Here is a 16,846-nt window from a genome sequence, read left to right as displayed (position 1 = left end):
CCGTGTCCCGCGCATGCCACGCGACCGGCCCGGGCCACCGCTCATCGGGACTCGGCCGACGCCGAAGCGGCACTCACGTGACCGCGAGCATGACCTCGATCACGGCGTCGAGAACGGCGTCGACCTGCAGTTCCCGATAGCCGTTGCGCTGCATCCGGAACGCCACTCCGCGCACCTGCTCGACGGTCAGCGGCTCCCCCTTCTCGAGGAACCGGGCGATGCGGTCGGCCACGATGTCGACCTCGTCGATGCGGTAGCCGTAGCGCAGTGGTCCGACGCGGTCGAAGCGTCGGCCGCGCTCGCGCGAGAGGCGGTCCAGCACGACCTGGGCCGTCTCGCGCGCCTGCCCGACCCACTCGCGCACGCCGGCGGTGGCGACCGCCTGCTGCCGCTCTCGGGCCGCGAACGCATCCTCGATGCGACCGAGCGCCGCGTCGACGGCTTCGATCGCGTACCCCTGACGCACGAGCGGGAACGCCGCCTGCCGGATGTCGGCGGAGGTCATGGGGTCGTCGGATGCGTCGCCGGCCTCGAACGCCGTCCGCGCGCGCAGAAGGAACGCATCCACCGCCTCGCGGTCATAGCCTTTGCGGCGACCGGGCGCGAGCGGGAACGCGGGGCGAGCGGTGGGTGCCGTCGTCATGAGACCGCCAAGGGGAAGAGGAGGTACGAGAGCGCGAGGGCGACGGGCGCGCTCGGCAGGATGGAGTCGAGGCGATCGAGCACGCCGCCGTGGCCGGGCAGCCACGAGCTCATGTCCTTGATGCCGAGGTCGCGTTTGATCATCGACTCCCCGAGGTCGCCGATCGTGGCCGACGCGAGGATGACCGGACCGATGATGAGGCCCGTCCACCACGGCAGGTTGAGCATGAACATGGCGAGCAGCACCGCCGCCGCGATCGCCGCGACCGCCGCGCCGGCGAAGCCCTCCCACGTCTTCTTCGGGCTGATCCGCGGGGCCATGGGGTGACGCCCGAGCGTGAGTCCCGTCGCATACGCGCCGGTGTCGGCGGCCACCGCGACGATGATGAACGCGAGGACCCACCACTCACCGCCGTCACGCTGGAGCAGCACGAGGCACAGCGCCGTGAGGAACGGCACGTAGACCTGGATGAACCCGGCGATCAGCACGTCGGCGAGCACGTCGCCGTAAAGACGACCGTCGCGGCGGGCCATCTGGCCGATGACGCGCCACACGATCACGAACGCGACCGCCACGAAAGCCGTGACCCACAGCATCCACGGCGACAGGAAGAAGCCCGCGAGCACGAGGGCGGCGCCCGCGATGAGCTGCGGCACGATGTCGACCCGCCGCCCGGCAGCGATGAGTGCGCGGCCGAACTCGAAGATGCCCAGGAGCGCTGCGGCCAGCGCGAAGATCACGAAGGGCCACTTGAAGAAGACGAGCGAAGCGACCAGCACGACTCCGATCGCGAGGCCGATGAGGATCGCGAGGATCAGGTCGCGTCCCGTGCGCTGCTTGATGCGCTCGTTCGCCTCCTCGAACTCGGCCCGCGCGTGCGCGACCTGGCTCTCGAACTCGGTGCGCGCCGCGCGGATGTGCGACTGGAACACGGCACCCGGGTCGGTCGGAGGCGGCGCTGCGCGACGCGCCGCCGCGTCTTTGCGCGTGAGCGGCGCGTCGCCCGCCGGTCGCGAGGGGCCCGCGCCCGCGGCATCCGCCCCTGTCATCGGGGTGTTCGCGGGATCGGGACCCGGCGGCCCGGATGTGTCGGTCACGGGAGTCCTCAGACCTCGAGGAGCTCGGCCTCTTTGCGCTTGAGCGCGTCGTCGATCGCGTCGACGTGCGTACGCGTCAGGGCGTCGAGCTCCTTCTCGGCGCGGACGAGCTCATCTTCGCCGACCTCGCTCTTGAGGGCGTCGAGGTCGTCCTTGGCCTTGCGACGGATGCCGCGCACGTGCACGCGCGCGTCTTCGGCCTTCGAGCGGACGAGCTTCACATACTCCTTGCGACGCTCCTCCGTGAGCTCCGGCAGCGTCACGCGGATGATGTTGCCGTCGTTCGACGGGTTGGCGCCGAGGTTCGGCATGTCGCGGATGGCCTGCTCGATCGCCTTGAGCGCCGATTTGTCGTAGGGCGTCACGATGAGCGTGCGAGCCTCGGGGTTGTTGAGCGAGGCGAGCTGTGCGAGCGGCGTGGGCGTGCCGTAGTACTCGACGAGGAGCTTCTGGAAGAGCTGCGGGTTCGCGCGTCCGGTGCGCACCGTCGCGAAATCCTCTTTCGCGGCCTCGACGGCACGATCCATGCGCACCTCGGCATCTGCCAAGACGTCGGCGATCACAGTGGGACTCCCCTCGTAGCTGCGGACAACTCAGTCTATCGGCGTGGCTGCTCCCGAACGGGCGCGAACCGCGTCGGGCTCATGTCGTGACGAGCGTGCCGATCGACTCGCCCAGGAGCGCCTTGGTGACGTTGCCTGCGGGCTCCATTCCGAACACGCGCATGTCCATCTTGTTGTCCATGCACAGGCTGAACGCGGTCGAGTCGACGACCTTGAGTCCGCGCTGCAATGCGTCGAAGTACGTGATCCTGTCGATGCGCGTCGCGTCGGGGTCGTGGCGGGGGTCGGCGGTGTACACGCCGTCGACGCCGTTCTTGGCGACGAGCACCTCGTCGGCGCCGATCTCGAGCGCGCGCTGCGCAGCGACCGTGTCGGTGGAGAAGTACGGCAGTCCCGCGCCGGCACCGAAGATCACGACGCGGCCCTTCTCCATGTGACGCTCGGCGCGACGCGGGATGTACGGCTCGGCGACCTGGGTCATCGAGATGGCCGACTGCACGCGCGTGGCGGCGCCCGCCTGCTCGAGGAAGTCCTGGAGTGCGAGCGCGTTCATGACCGTGCCGAGCATGCCCATGTAGTCGGCGCGACCACGGTCCATGCCGCGCTGGCTGAGCTCCGCACCGCGGAAGAAGTTGCCGCCGCCGACGACCACCGCGATCTCGACGGTGTCGACCGCCGCCGCGATCTCGCGGGCGATCTGGCTCACGACGTCGGGGTTGACGCCGAGCTGGCCGCCGCCGAAAGCCTCGCCGGACAGCTTGAGCAGGACGCGACGGCGTCCGGTCGCTTCGTTGATCACGGTGTGTTCCTCTCGTCGCTTACGACAACCTATCGAAGGGTTCCCGGGCACACGGCAAAGGGCCCGCATCGGCGAGCGATGCGGGCCCTTGTGCGCGTGTCAGGCGCCGACCTTGAAGCGGGCGAAGTCCGTCAGCGTGAGACCGGCGTCCTTCGCGACCTGCGCGACCGACAGCTTGTTGTCGCGCGCGTAGTCCTGGTCGAGGAGGGCGACCTGCTTGAAGTACGCGTTCACGCGGCCCTCGACGATCTTCGGGAGGGCAGCCTCGGGCTTGCCCTCGTTGCGCGAGATCTCGGTGACGATCTCGCGCTCCTTCTCGACCTCGGCGGCCGGCACGTCGTCGCGCGACAGGTATGTCGGGTTCGCGAACGAGATGTGCTGGGCGAGCGCGCGAGCCGTCTCGGCGTCGTCACCGGTGTAGGCGAGCACGACGCCGACCTGCGGGGGCAGGTCCTTGTTCGTCTTGTGCAGGTAGATCTCGAACTTGTCACCCGTCAGCGTGCGGACGCGACGCAGCTCGACCTTCTCGCCGATGATGGCGGCTTCGTCGGAGATGAGCTGCTCGACGGTCTTGTCGCCGGCCGGGGCGGCCAGGGCAGCCTCGACCGAGTCGGCACCGGCGGCGGCCGCCGCGTCGAGCACCTGGTCGGCGAGCGAGATGAAGCGCTCCGTCTTCGCGACGAAGTCGGTCTCGCACGCGAGCTCGATGATCGTGACCTTGCCGTTCAGCTCCTTGGCGGCGACGAGGCCCTCGCTCGTCGAGCGATCGGCGCGCTTGGCGTTGCCCTTCGCGCCCTTGAGACGCAGGATCTCGACGGCCTTCTCGACGTCGCCGTCAGCCTCTTCGAGCGCCTTCTTGGTGTCGACCATGCCCGTGCCGAGCTGCTCGCGCAGCGCCTTGATGTCGGCGATCGTGAAGTTTGCCATGGGTCGTGGCTCCTTGATGTTGGTGAGTTCTCGTGGATGCCTCGGCGGGACCGCTCCGGAAAGCGATCCCGCCGTGGCGGAGTTCGAAGTTCGAGCGATTACTCGGCGGACTCGGCGGCGGGCTCGTCCGCGGCGGCCTCGGCCTCAGCGGTCTCGGCCTCGGCGACCTCGGCCTCAGCGGTCTCCGCCGGCGCGGCGGCGGCCTCGGCACCGGCCTTGTCGGCCTCCGACTCGGTCGCGATGGTCTCGACCTCGGAGACGTCGGTCACGACCGGCGCACCCTGCTCGAGGAGCTCGCGCTCCCACTCGGCCAGCGGCTCGGCGGCCTCGTCGGCGTCGGCGGCGGGCTGGTGGCGCTGGATGAGGCCCTCGGCCGCGGCATCCGCGATGATGCGCGTGAGCAGGCTCACGGAGCGGATCGCGTCGTCGTTGCCGGGGATCGGGTACTGGAAGTCATCCGGGTCGGCGTTCGTGTCGAGGATGCCGATGACCGGGATGCCGAGCTTCTTCGCTTCGTCGACCGCGAGGTGCTCGCGCTTGGCGTCGACGACCCAGATCGCCGAAGGCGTCTTCTGGAGGTTGCGGATGCCGCCGAGCGACTTGTGCAGCTTGTCGAGCTCGCGCTTCTTGAGCAGGAGCTCCTTCTTCGTGAGGCCGCTCGCGGCCGGGTCGTCGAAGTCGAGCTCTTCGAGCTCCTTCATGCGCGCGAGGCGCTTCGACACCGTCGCGAAGTTCGTGAGGAGACCACCGAGCCAGCGCTGGTTGACGTAGGGCTGGCCGACGCGGGTCGCCTGCTCGGCGAGCACCTCCTGGGCCTGCTTCTTCGTGCCGACGAAGAGGATCGTGCCGCCGTGGGCCACGGTCTCCTTGACGAACTCGTAGGCCTTGTCGATGTAGGCCAGCGACTGCTGGAGGTCGATGATGTGGATGCCCGAGCGCTCCGTGAGGATGAAGCGCTTCACCTTCGGGTTCCAACGGCGGGTCTGGTGCCCGAAGTGGACGCCGCTGTCGAGCAGCTGGCGGATCGTGACGACGGCCATGGCCGGTCTCCTTCTCTGACGCTCGCGCGTCTCTTGCGGTTGATTCGTGCCGGAGGATCCGGCATGCCTGGTGCCCGGCACACGCCCGCCCCTGAACCTGTCAGGAGACCGTTGGGAGTCGATGCCGCGCCGGCGAACACGCGGTTCGCGACGCTCTGGGCACGCGGAGTCACCCCGACGAGCGGGGTGCGGCACCAAGTGTACCAGTCGGCGGCATCCGTCCGCCCGCCGGCGACGCCGAGGCGGCGCGGAGGTGAACGCAGAAGGAAATCCATCGGAATCCGACGGATCCCCTTGGCAGATCCGCACTTGGTTCCTAGTCTGCGAATTGCCTGTGCATCGCTCCCGACGCCACCCCAGACGGCATCCGATGCACAGCTCGAGGAGAGTCATGCAACGACGCAGTACCGCCTCGCGAATGTCCGTCGTCACCGCCACCGCGGTCGGCGCCCTTCTCGCGAGCCTCATGCTGGCGCCACCCGCATCCGCGGCGACGCCGACCCACACGATCGCCGAAGTCCAGGGCACGACCGACACATCACCCGTCGCCGGTCAGACCGTCACGGTCCGCGGCGTCGTCATCGCCGACCACCGTGTCGGCGGCTACCGAGGGATCTACATCCAGACGCAGGGCGTGGGTGCGGGCACGGACCCCGATCCGCGCGTATCGGACGGCATCTTCGTCTTCCTCAACAACAATCCGGCGACGGGCGTCGAGATCGGCGACCTCGTCGACGTGACGGGCCCTGTGTCCGAGTTCCGGCGCGACAACTCCGGCCTCGTTCGCGACCCGCGCACGATCACGCAGATCAACGGCTCGGCGGCAGGCGCAGTCGAGATCGTCGAGAAGGCCGTCGGAACCCCCGCGCCGATCCCCCTGCCTGCGACCGTCGTCGGCGACAGCGCGCGTGAAGGCTTCGAGGGCATGCTCGTCTCCCCCATCAGCACGGCGTCCTCGCCGTATCGCGTCATCTCGAGCCACAACCTCACCAACTTCGGCGAGCTGTGGCTGAACGCGGGCTCGGCGATGCCGGTCGAGGCATACGAGACGCAGCCCGTCGGCTCGACGGCGGCGGACAACATCACGGCGGCCAACCGGAACAGCCGGATCGCGCTCGACGACGGATACAGCGTCTCGACGACGAACGCCGACCACCCGGGCGAGCAGCCCTACTTCACCGCGGATCAGGTCGTCCGCAACGGCGACCGCGTGACGTTCCCGACCACGGGGTACGTGCTCGACTACGGGTTCGACCTGTGGCGGCTGCAGCCGCCTGTGCCGATCAACGACGCGAGCCCGGCATCCGTCAAGCCGACGTTCACGTCGCTGAACCCCCGCCCCGCGTCGGTGCCGGATGTCGGCGGTGATGTCACGATCGCGGCGTTCAACGTCCTGAACTACTTCACGACGCTGACGACCGAGAACCCCAACGCGCGTGGTGCGGACACCCCCGAGGAGTTCGCGATACAGAAATCGAAGATCGTCTCGGCGATCAACGCCCTCGATGCCGACATCGTCGCCCTGCAGGAGATCGAGAACTCCGTGAAGCTCGGCGAGAAGCCGGATGAGGCGCTCGCCGACCTCGTCGCGGGCCTCAACGCCGCCGCCGGCGGGAAGGTGTGGGACTACGTCCGCACCCCGAAGGCCCTGCACAACCCCGACATCGTCGACGTCATCACCAACGCGATCATCTACAAGCCCGCGGTCGTCAAGACCAACGGCGCCGCGCAGACGATCGTCGACGAGACGGTGTGGGGGAACGCTCGCGAGCCGATCGCCCAGACGTTCAAGTTCGGCAAGCAGTTCGTGACCGTCATCGCGAACCACTTCAAGTCGAAGAGCGCGTCCGAGGGCGACCCCGAGTTCGGCACGGACAGCCCGTACAACGCCGACCGCGTGAAGCAGGCGGAGTCTCTGCTGGCCCTCGCGCAGTCGCTCGAGCGCGGCCAGAAGACCGACGTCTACCTCGTCGGCGACTTCAACGCGTACGCGAAGGAGGACCCGATCAAGGTCTTCACGGATGCCGGTTACGCCGACCTCCTCTTCTCGCGTGCCCGCGGTCAGTACACGTACACGTTCGACGGCGAGCTCGGCTCGCTCGACCACGTGCTCGCGTCGCCGACGGCGACCGACAAGGTCACCGGCGTCGGCGTGTGGTCGATCAACTCGCCCGAGTGGTCGGGACGCGAGTACTGGGGTCCGGCGGCCGAAGCGGGCACTCCGTTCCGCTCGAGCGACCACGACCCGATCATCGTGGGCGTCGGCTCGGAGGGAGCGCCGGGCACGGTCGAGTTCGACCTCGTGACCGTCAACGACTTCCACGGGCGGATCGAGCAGTCGGCCCCGTCCGGCGGCATCGCAGCGCTCTCGTCTGCGGTGAAGCAGATCCGGGCGCAGAACCCGAACACGATCTTCGCCGCGGCGGGCGATCTGATCGGGGCCTCGACGTTCACGTCGTTCATCCAGGACGACGTGCCGACGATCGAGGGGCTCAACGCCGCAGGGCTCGATGTGAGCTCGGTCGGCAACCACGAGTTCGATCAAGGCTTCGCAGATCTGACGGATCGTGTGATGCCCCTCGCGCTGTGGGAGTACCTCGGTGCCAACGTGTACGACAAGGCGACGGGCAAGCCGGCGCTTCCGGAGTACTGGACCTACACCGCGAAGGGCGTCACGATCGGCTTCATCGGAGCCGTGACCGACGAACTCCCGTCGCTGGTGAGTCCCGCGGGCATCGCAGACATCACGGTCGGCGACCCGACCGAGGCCGTCAACCGCGTCGCGGATCAGCTGAGCGACGGAAAGAAGAACAACGGCGAGGCCGACATCATCATCCTGCTCGTGCACGAGGGTGCGGCCACGACCGACATCTCGTCGGCGGTCGATCCGAACAGCCGGTTCGGCAAGATCGTGCTCGGCGCGAATGAGAACGTCGACGCGATCGTCTCGGGTCACACGCACCTCGCGTACAACCACGTGATCGACGGCCGACCGGTGATCTCGAGCGGCCAGTACGGCGAGCGGTTCTCGCGGATGGACATCAGCTACGACCGCAAGACGAAGACGTTCACGATGAAGAACGAGATCTTCTCGCTCATGGACGGGTCGACTCCCCTCTTCCCGGATGACCCGGCCGTCGTGCCGATCGTCCAGGACGCCGTCGCGGTGGCCGACGAGCTCGGCAACGTCGTGATCGGCGAGGCGACGGCCGACTTCGGTCGTGCCGTGTTCGCCGACCCCGCGAGCCAGACCTCGTTCCCGGAGAACCGGGGTGGTGAGTCGACGCTCGGCAACCTCGTCGCGGACGTGCAGAAGTGGGCGCTCAACGTCGACGGCACGCGCAACGTGGACGTCGTGTTCATGAACCCGGGCGGCCTGCGCGCCGACCTGGGATCGGGTGAGGTCACGTACCGCGAGGCGGCCAACGTCCAGCCCTTCGCGAACACCCTCGTCTCGTTCACGCTCACCGGCGCGCAGATCAAGCAGGTGCTCGAGGAGCAGTGGCAGCCGGCCGGCTCGTCGCGACCGTTCCTCAAGCTCGGCGTGAGCAAGGAGCTGACGTACACGTACAACCCGAACGGCGCGCCGGGCGACCGGATCACCGAGATCCTGCTGAACGGCGAGCCGATCGATCCGACCGCGACCTACTCCGTCGGCGCGAACTCGTTCCTGGCCGCGGGTGGAGACAACTTCTTCACTCTCGCTCAGGGCGGGAACAAGTCCGACAGCGGCAAGATCGATCTCGAGTCGATGGTCGACTACCTCGAGGAGTTCGGGACGATCACCCCCGACCTCGCGCAGCGTGCGGTCGGCGTGATCGTGTCGCCTCCCGACGCGGACGGCTACGACCCCGGCGACCAGGTCACGCTGACGCTCTCGTCGCTGGAGTTCACGCGCACCGAGCCGCCCGCCGGCACCGTGTCGGTGTCGTTCGACGGCACCGTGCTCGCGACGGCGCCCGTGACGCGGGCGTACACCGTCGCGACCGACGAGACCGGCACCGCCACGGTGACGTTCACCATCCCGGACGGCGCCTCCGGCGAAGCCCGGTTCGCGATCACGACCCCGGTCGGGACCGCGAGCTCGGTGGTGGTTCCGATCGGCTGATCCGATCCGTCGCAGCCGACGGGGGGACGGGCCTGCGGGTCCGTCCCCTCGTCGTGTCCTCCACGGATGCCGCTGCTTGTCGTTTTCCGCACAGCGGGGTCCGTGGTGCCCCCGCGGGGTTCGGACGGACGTAAGCCTGGCGACATGCCCGTTCCCCGCGCTGTCCGCCGTGCCGTATTCGGCGCGCTTGTCGTTCTCGTCTTCTTCGCACCTGTGGAACCGAGGGCGGCGGATGCTGCACCTCTCACCTTCGCGCCGGCGCAGCGCTCGCGCGACGTCGTCTTCTCGGGCCGGGAGTCGTGGGTGTGGCCTCTGTGGCCGTTCCGACTCGTGCGGCCGTACGTCGCGCCCGCCCACGAGTACGGGCCCGGGCACCGTGGCATCGACATCCGACCCGGCGGCGCTTCCGTTGCCCGCGCACCCGCCCGGGGTGTGGTCGCGTTCTCCGGCTCGGTCGCCGGGCGCCCCCTCGTGACGATCGATCATGGCGACGGGCTCGTCACGACGCTCGAGCCGGTCGTGTCGAAGCTCGAACCCGGAGTCGTCGTGGGTCGGGGTGAGCCGGTGGGAGAGATCGGCGTCGGGGGCCACGCCGATCCGGGGACGGTTCACTTCGGGGTCCGCCTCGACGGCGAGTACATCAATCCGATGCTCCTGCTCGGCGGTGTCCCGCGGGCGGTGCTCCTCCCCTGCTGCTGACGGCGGGCGCGTCCGCGCAGTCAGGCGCGCGGGTGCGCGAGGCGATACGTCGCCGCGAGGCGCTCCGCCGACACGTGGGTGTAGATCTGCGTCGTGCCCAGGCTCGCGTGTCCGAGCAGCTCCTGCACCGTCCTGAGGTCGGCGCCCCCGTCGAGTAGGTGCGTCGCAGCGGAGTGCCGGAGCGCGTGCGGGCCGACTCCGCCGCCCATGATCGGGCCGAGCGCCCGCGCGACGAGGTCATACACCGCGCGCGAGCCCATGCGCCCGCCCCGGACGCCCAGGAAGACGGCGTCGCCGGGGGTTGCGGCATCCGTCACGCCCGCGGGCTCGGATGCGCGCGCTGCCGCCAGCGCGTCGAGCCGCCGATCGCGCAGCACCGGGCGGCCCCGCACGAGGTACGCGTCGAGGGCGCGAGCTGCCGAGCCGCCGAACGGGACGACGCGCTCTTTGGACCCTTTGCCGACCACCCGTACCGTGCGACGCTCCCGGTCGATGTCGCCGAGGTCGAGTCCGCACAGCTCGGAGACGCGCACGCCGGTCGCATAGAGGAGCTCGAGCGCTGCATGATCGCGCAGGGCGATCGGGTCACCTTGCGCCGCGGCGTGCCCGAGCCGATCGAGGAGGTCGCTCACGGCATCCGCGCTCGCGACCTTCGGCAGCGTCTTCGCGCGCTTCGGGGCGATGAGGCGCAGGCTCGGGTCGACGGGGATGTGTCCCGTCTCGAGCGCCCACGCGAAGAATCCGCGTGCGGCGGCGGCTCTGCGGGCGAGGGTCGAACGTGCGTCGCCGCGCTGGGTCGCGACCCACAGCCACTCTCGCAGGTGCTCGAGTTGCACGTCTCTCACTTCGACGTCGCCCACGACGGAGATCAGGTCGGCGAGGTCTGCACGGTATGCCTTCGTGGTCGCCGGCGACAGCCGGCGCACGTCGCTCACGTGTGCCGCGAAGGCGTCGGTGGCCTCAGACATCCGCATATGCCCAGCATGCCCGACCGGGATGCGACCGGCCGCGTGCCTCACCGAGGCAGCCGCGCCTCCTCGTCGCCGGCTTCAGCCCTTCTCCGCCGCGGGGTAGCGGCGTCGCGACGGATGCAATACCGTCTCGTCTCGAGGGCGGAGAGTACGGCGACAGCGTGGTCGTCCCGGCGACCATCACCCTCCGAATCGTTCACCGGGCTGGGGCTCTGTGGGCGGTTCCGCCGCTGGACGATGTGTCCTCCCATGACGGTCTTGTCGACTGGGATCAAGGAGGACCGCTCGTGTCGAAACCTCGCCACCGGATGCCGTCGCGCCTCTTGCGCAGGATCGTGCTCGCCGCGGTCGCCGTCTTCGGGATGGTGCTCGCGGGGACGGCCGCGACGGCCGCCGCGACGCCTTCGCGCCCGTCCGTGCTTCAGGGCACGGTCGAGAGCGGAGGCGCCGGCTTGTCGGACTTCTCCGTGTCGGTCTATGCAGCGTTCGTCGATCGCAAGCCGCAGTGGGTGCCGCTGGGCTCGGCCAAGAGCGACAAGAACGGGAGGTTCCGCCTGGAGTACTCCGTGCCGAAGGGTCTCGCGGGCAGCGATCCGCTGCTCTTCGTCGAGGCGAAGCACGGGCCGGTCATGCTCGCGAGCGCGATCAGCGCTGGACTCGGTGCGGTTCCGCAGCGGGTCGTCGTCAACGAACGCACGACGGTCGCGACGGGGAATGCCTTCGCCCAGTTCATCGACGGTCATCGGATCGCCGGCAATCGATACGGGATGACGAATGCGGTGAGCATGGCGGCAAACCTCGCCGACCCCGTGACCGGGGCGGTCGGTTCGGTGCTCGCAGCGACGCCGAACGGGACGGAGACATCGACCCTCAGCACGTTCAACTCGCTCGCGAATGCGGTCGCGAGCTGCGTCGCGGATCGTTCGAACTGCAAGGCGCTGCTCCGTGCGAGCGCGCCGCCGGGCGGGCCGCCCTCGAAGACCGTCCTCGACGCGGTCGCGAACATCGTGAAGTACCCCTCCTTCCCGTCGAGCCGCGCACCGAAGGGCGACCCGGTGTTCGCGCTGTCGCAGCGGACGCCGGTGAACCGGCCCGCGCTGAGCGCCGCGCCGACGAGCTGGCTGCTCTTCCTGAAGTTCACGGGTGGTGCCTACAGCGCCCAGGACAGCGACAATCTCATGAACGGCCCCGGGAACTTCGCCATCGACGAGAAGGGGTTCGTCTGGGTCAACGACAACGCCGTACCCCAGCCGCCTGGAGCGTACGCGTGCGCCGGCCTCACGCTTCTCAAGTTCACCCCGTCCGGGCAGCCCGTGCCCGGCACCCCGTACTCCGGCGGGGGTCTCAACGGAGCAGGGTACGGCATCACCCTCGACCCGAGCGGCAGAGTGTGGGTGGGCAACTTCGGCTTCCAGGACCCGCCCTGCCTCGACCCGCGGGTCGCGGCCGAGCAGGGTACGATACCGGCTCCCCACAACAGCGTGTCCGTCTTCCACGCCGATGGCACTCCGGTCTCCGGCGTGGACGGCTACACCACCGGGAACATCTCCTGGCCGCAGGGCACGGTCTCCGATCGCGCAGGAAACATCTGGATCGCCAACTGCGGCAACGACTCGGTGACGATGCTCCCCGGCGGGCATCCGGCACGGGCGTTCAACATCCCGCTCGGACCGACACCCGAGGAGGGGCACCCTCAGCTCAAGCCGTTCGGCGCCACCGTGGACGCTCGCGGCGACGTGTGGATCGCGAACAACCGCGGAAACACCGTGTCGGTGATCTCACCCGACGGACGGTTGATCGACACCCTTCCGGGAACGTTCGAAGGCCGCACGGTCCTGAGCCATCCGGTCGGCAACGCGACCGACACGAAGGGCAACGTCTGGGTCGCGAACTCCGACTGGCTCGATTCGCCGTGCCCGACTCGCGCCGAGCTCGGTGACGCCGAGAACCCCTCGATCACCGCCTTCCACCAGGACACGAGGAAGCCCTTCCCGGGCTCACCGTTCACGGGCGGCGGCCTCACATTGCCGTGGGGCATCGCGGTCGACGGGAAGGACACCGTATGGGTCTTCAACTTCGGCGTCGTGCCCGTCGGGCAGACGAGCGACATCCCGACCGGCATCAGCCGCTTCTGCGGCGTCGACACACGCGCGTGTCCGAAGGGCATGCGGACGGGCGACCCGATATCTCCGGACACCGGATACCGGAGCGATGCGCTCGAGCGGATCACAGGCGGCCAGATCGACCCTTCGGGGAACATCTGGCTCACCAACAACTGGAAGCGCGATGCCAACCCCGTCGTCAACCCGTTCGGGAACGCGATCGTCGTCGCGGTCGGCGCCGCCGCGCCGGTGAAGACGCCGCTCATCGGGCCGCCGGTGTCTGCGGAACGGCGGTGAGGGCAACGGCCTGCGGACCTCCCTCCGAGCGCCGAAAGCAGTCGTCACCTCGAGCTGTCACGCGGCTCGCGCCGCCCTCACGCCTTCGCCAGTCGCAAGCGCCAACCCCGCTCCCCGCGCTCGACGCGCTCTTCAAGGAGCATGATCCCCAGCAGTGCCTCCACCTCCTGCGTGGTCATGCCGCTGCGGCGCGCCAGGTCTGCCGTGTCGCGCCACACACGGACGCTCAGCGCGTCGATCACACGTGTCGCGTCGTCCGTCCGCAACCTGCCCTCGCGCATCGAGCCGGAGCGTCGCCGACCGGATTCGCCGTCGAGCCCGATCAGTTCGCGCACGTCGTCGGCACTCGTGATGCACGCCGCGTCGAACTCTCGGAGCATCCGGTGGCATCCCGCGGATGCCGCGCTCGTGATCGGCCCCGGCACGGCCCCGACTGGTCGCCCGATCGCTCGCGCATGGCTCGCGGTGTTCAGTGAGCCGCTTCGCCAGCCGGCCTCCACCACGATCGTCGCGTCGGCCAGCGCTGCGATGACGCGATTCCGCTGAAGGAACCGCCATTTCGTCGGAGCGCCGCCGCACGCCACCTCGCTCACGACCGCTCCGGTCTCCGCGATGCGGTCGATGAGCCGTCCGTTGCCCGCGGGGTAGGGGCGATCCGCACCGCCTGCCAGCAGTGCGACCGTCGTCCCGCCGACCGCCAACACCGCCCGATGGGCTGCCGCGTCGATGCCGTACGCCGCGCCCGACACGACCGGGATTCCGTTGCCGGCCGCCTCCGCCGCGAGCTCCCCCGCGACATGCTCGCCATACGACGTCGCTGCCCTTGCTCCGACGATCGCCACCGATGGTGTGAGCGAGGCGAGCGCCTCGGGCGAGCCCTTCACCCACAGCACGAGTGGAGCATGAGGACCGAGATCGTCGACCCGGTGCGGCCACGCGACGTCATCAGGGCACACCAGTCGCACACCCCGTGCCCGTGCGAGAGCGAGCGCGTCGTCGACCTCGACCGAGCGCAGACGGGGCGTCCAACGCTTGCGCCCCTCGGCGAAGTCGGGCGCGCTCATCCCCTCGACGGGAGCGACGGCACTCCCTCCCGTCACCACGGCGAGCGCGGGAGCCGCACCGAATGCGCCGACGAGCATGCCCGCGACCCCGTCGCCGGGTTCGGTCACCACGTTCCACACGACCCGCGCGTAACGCTCCACAACCGCCTCGTCGTCGAGGTGGTCGACGGAGGTCACACCGGCGAGCGCCCGGCGTGCGGTGGATGGATCGAGCGCGGAGATCTTCATACGGTGAGTCCCTTCTTGAGGTAGAGCGCGCGCCCCACGTGATCGAGCTCGATCCGTGGGGCGCCGTCCAAGTCGGCAACGGTGGACGCCACGCGCAGCACACGGTCGTACCCGCGCAGCGTCAGCGATCCGCGATGAAGCGCCGCGTCGAGGGGACGGCGGGCCTGGGGCGTCGGAGCGTGCGGGCCCTGGCGCAGCCAGGCGCCCGGCACGTGCGAGTTGAGTCGCCAGCCCGTTCCGCGCAGGCGGTGGGCCGCACGTTCACGGGCTTCGGCGACCCGCGCTCGCGCCGCCTCGGTCGTCATTCCCGTCGGCGCGGCAGCCGATGGCGCGACCGAGACGCGCGTGAGCGACAACTCGATGTCGATGCGATCGAGCAGGGGTCCCGAAAGTCGGCCGAGGTACCGTCTGATGGCCATAGGCGGGCATGAGCACGACGCACCTCGCACGCCGTAGTTGCCGCACGGACACGGATTCGTCGCGAGCACGAGCTGGAACCTCGCGGGGAACGTCGCCGTCACGCCGGCGCGGTGGATCACGATCGACCCGCTCTCGAGCGGCTGCCGAAGCGCATCGAGAACGCTCGCCGGAAACTCCCCCGCTTCGTCGAGGAACAGCACCCCTTCGCTCGCGCGCGCGATCGCACCGGGCCGGATGCCGCGTGATCCGCCGCCGACGAGCGAGGCGACGCTCGCGCTGTGGTGCGGCGCCTCCAACGGGGCGACGCGCGACAGGCGGGCTACGGGTTCCCCGGAGAGGGAACGCATCGACGCGACCGTCAGCGCGGCACGATCGTCGAGCGGGGGAAGGATTCCGGGCAGCCGCCGCGCGAGCATCGTCTTGCCCGCCCCCGGCGGGCCAGACATGAGCATGTGGTGTCCGCCGGCCGCCGCGACGACGAGCGCCTCCACTGCTTCGCGCTGCCCGACGATGTCGCACAGGTCGAGGGGGTCGGCCTCGGGCGCGTCCTCCGCGCGGCCGGGCACCGGCTCCTGATCGGGGACCTCGACATCCGCGCCGTGCCACCGCGCGACCTGGGCGAGGTTCACCGCCCCCAATACCTCGAGCCCGTCGACGAGCCGCGCTTCGTCGGCGTTCGCGTGCGGGACGACGACCCGCGTGATGCCGGCGCGCGACGCTGCGAGCACGGCCGGAAGCACGCCCGGCACGGGGCGCAGCCGCCCGTCGAGGCCCAGCTCCCCCACGTGCGCGGTGGCAGCGACGGATGCGGCATCCATAGGCACCTCGGTCGCCAGCGACGCGACCGCGATCGCGACATCGAAACCGGAGCCCTGCTTCGGGAGTGCGGCCGGCGAAAGATTCACCGTGAGTCGCCGTCGCGGAAGCGGCAGCCCGCTGTTCTCGCACGCGTTGTGCACGCGCTGCACCGCCTCGCCGAGCGCCTTGTCGGGAAGCCCGATGATGCGGAATTCCGGCGTCTGCTTCGACAGATCAGCCTCCACCTCGACGACCGCTCCGTCTGCACCCACCAGCGCCACTGCCATCGTGCGCGCGACGGTCACCGGATGTCCTCGAGGTGGTCGAGGCGGGCGGTCGCCGCATCCGGCCCCGTCAGACCGATCGCATCGAGCCTCAACCGGCGCCGCTGCACCTCGTCGGGGTGCGCCGCGACCCACGCGAACGCGAGCCGCCATAGCCGCCGCCGCTTGCGCGCGTCGACCGCTTCGAGCGGATCACCGAAGCCGTCGGAGCGCCGCGTTTTGACCTCGACCACGACGAGCGTGCGCTCGTCTGCCACGACGAGGTCGAGCTCACCCTCCTTGCAACGCCAGTTGCGGTCGAGCACCGCGTATCCGCGGGACTCGAGATAGAGCGCCGCGCGTTCTTCGCCCGCCCGCCCGAGCACGTCCTTGTCTGCCATGCCCCCAGCGTCGCGGTCGGGAAACCGCGGCAGACGTCAGAGCAGCGCGACGGTGGAAAGCCTCCTGGCCCCGCCCTTCCGGGGAGGAACGGACGTCACGAGTCGAGCGACAGCTCCTCGGGCAGGTGGAAATCGCGACGCGACAGCTCTTCGACGTTGACGTCCTTGAACGTCAGCACGCGCACGGACTTGACGAAGCGGTCGGCGCGGTAGATGTCCCACACCCAGACGTCGTTCATCGAGATCTCGAAGTAGAAGTCGTGCTCTGTGTCACGCCGCACGACGTTCACCTCGTTCGCGAGGTAGAACCGGCGCTCGGTCTCGATCACGTACTGGAACTGCGAGACGACGTCGCGGTACTCCCGGTACAGAGCAAGCTCGAGCTCGCGGTCGTAGTCCTCGAAGACTTCGTCATCCATGATGAGT

14 protein-coding genes are annotated in these 16,846 nt (G+C 69.5%); 3 read left to right on the top strand and 11 right to left on the bottom strand.

Annotated features, from left to right (window positions below; translation table 11 throughout):
- Window positions 1-73 precede the first annotated feature (73 nt).
- The 6 genes from VFF97_RS11885 to rpsB all read right to left on the bottom strand — a co-directional run bounded on the left by VFF97_RS11885 (window position 74) and on the right by rpsB (window position 5,069).
- Window positions 74-643 carry a DivIVA domain-containing protein gene (locus VFF97_RS11885; protein WP_325033706.1) on the bottom strand — a complete coding sequence of 190 codons (570 nt, stop codon included), beginning with the start codon at window positions 641-643 and terminating at the stop codon, window positions 74-76.
- Entirely contained in the window at window positions 640-1,740 is a 1,101-nt protein-coding gene (locus VFF97_RS11880) for a phosphatidate cytidylyltransferase (protein ID WP_325033705.1), read from the bottom strand. The genes VFF97_RS11885 and VFF97_RS11880 overlap by 4 nt, the downstream gene beginning before the upstream one ends.
- 8 nt (window positions 1,741-1,748) lie before the next feature.
- On the bottom strand, window positions 1,749-2,303 hold the full coding sequence (gene frr / locus VFF97_RS11875) for a ribosome recycling factor (RefSeq protein ID WP_325033704.1): 555 nt from the start codon (window positions 2,301-2,303) through the stop codon (window positions 1,749-1,751).
- Window positions 2,304-2,382: 79 nt separating this feature from the next.
- The gene (gene pyrH / locus VFF97_RS11870) at window positions 2,383-3,102 is read right to left on the bottom strand and encodes a UMP kinase (RefSeq protein ID WP_325033703.1); all 720 of its coding nucleotides are present in this window, start codon (window positions 3,100-3,102) and stop codon (window positions 2,383-2,385) included.
- A 99-nt stretch (window positions 3,103-3,201) separates the two neighbouring features.
- Window positions 3,202-4,029, bottom strand: coding sequence for a translation elongation factor Ts (gene tsf, locus VFF97_RS11865; protein WP_325033702.1), 828 nt, complete (start codon window positions 4,027-4,029; stop codon window positions 3,202-3,204).
- Between the two features lie 98 nt (window positions 4,030-4,127).
- Complete coding sequence (rpsB, locus tag VFF97_RS11860) at window positions 4,128-5,069, bottom strand: 30S ribosomal protein S2 (protein WP_325033701.1); 942 nt, start codon at window positions 5,067-5,069, stop codon at window positions 4,128-4,130.
- Between the two features lie 418 nt (window positions 5,070-5,487).
- Between rpsB and VFF97_RS11855 the strand changes: the two genes are divergently transcribed.
- A complete protein-coding gene (locus VFF97_RS11855) occupies window positions 5,488-9,177 on the top strand; it encodes an ExeM/NucH family extracellular endonuclease (RefSeq protein ID WP_325033700.1) in 3,690 nt (1,229 codons plus the stop codon).
- Window positions 9,178-9,321: 144 nt separating this feature from the next.
- Entirely contained in the window at window positions 9,322-9,876 is a 555-nt protein-coding gene (locus VFF97_RS11850) for a M23 family metallopeptidase (protein WP_325033699.1), read from the top strand.
- Between the two features lie 20 nt (window positions 9,877-9,896).
- On the opposite strand, the gene VFF97_RS11845 is transcribed toward VFF97_RS11850, so the two are convergent.
- The gene (locus VFF97_RS11845) at window positions 9,897-10,850 is read right to left on the bottom strand and encodes a tyrosine-type recombinase/integrase (protein ID WP_325033698.1); all 954 of its coding nucleotides are present in this window, start codon (window positions 10,848-10,850) and stop codon (window positions 9,897-9,899) included.
- 284 nt (window positions 10,851-11,134) lie between these two features.
- Between VFF97_RS11845 and VFF97_RS11840 the strand changes: the two genes are divergently transcribed.
- Window positions 11,135-13,246 carry a hypothetical protein gene (locus VFF97_RS11840; RefSeq protein WP_325033697.1) on the top strand — a complete coding sequence of 704 codons (2,112 nt, stop codon included), beginning with the start codon at window positions 11,135-11,137 and terminating at the stop codon, window positions 13,244-13,246.
- Between the two features lie 77 nt (window positions 13,247-13,323).
- Here the strand turns inward: VFF97_RS11840 and dprA are convergent, their stop codons facing one another.
- From dprA to VFF97_RS11820, 4 genes are all read right to left on the bottom strand, one after another.
- On the bottom strand, window positions 13,324-14,538 hold the full coding sequence (gene dprA / locus VFF97_RS11835; protein ID WP_325033696.1) for a DNA-processing protein DprA: 1,215 nt from the start codon (window positions 14,536-14,538) through the stop codon (window positions 13,324-13,326).
- Window positions 14,535-16,061 (bottom strand): YifB family Mg chelatase-like AAA ATPase, encoded by a 1,527-nt coding sequence (locus tag VFF97_RS11830; protein WP_325033695.1) that lies wholly within the window; start codon window positions 16,059-16,061, stop codon window positions 14,535-14,537. Before VFF97_RS11830 ends, dprA begins: the two co-directional genes overlap by 4 nt.
- A complete protein-coding gene (locus tag VFF97_RS11825; RefSeq protein ID WP_325033694.1) occupies window positions 16,058-16,420 on the bottom strand; it encodes a YraN family protein in 363 nt (120 codons plus the stop codon). Before VFF97_RS11825 ends, VFF97_RS11830 begins: the two co-directional genes overlap by 4 nt.
- A 95-nt stretch (window positions 16,421-16,515) precedes the next feature.
- Window positions 16,516-16,839, bottom strand: a complete 324-nt coding sequence (locus VFF97_RS11820) for a DUF2469 family protein (protein ID WP_133543441.1) — start codon at window positions 16,837-16,839, stop codon at window positions 16,516-16,518.
- Between the last annotated feature and the right edge of the window lie 7 nt (window positions 16,840-16,846).

The organism is Microbacterium sp. (assembly GCF_035687345.1).
Taxonomy (GTDB): Bacteria; Actinomycetota; Actinomycetes; order Actinomycetales; family Microbacteriaceae; genus Microbacterium.
This window is presented reverse-complemented; position numbering and strand designations above follow the sequence as displayed.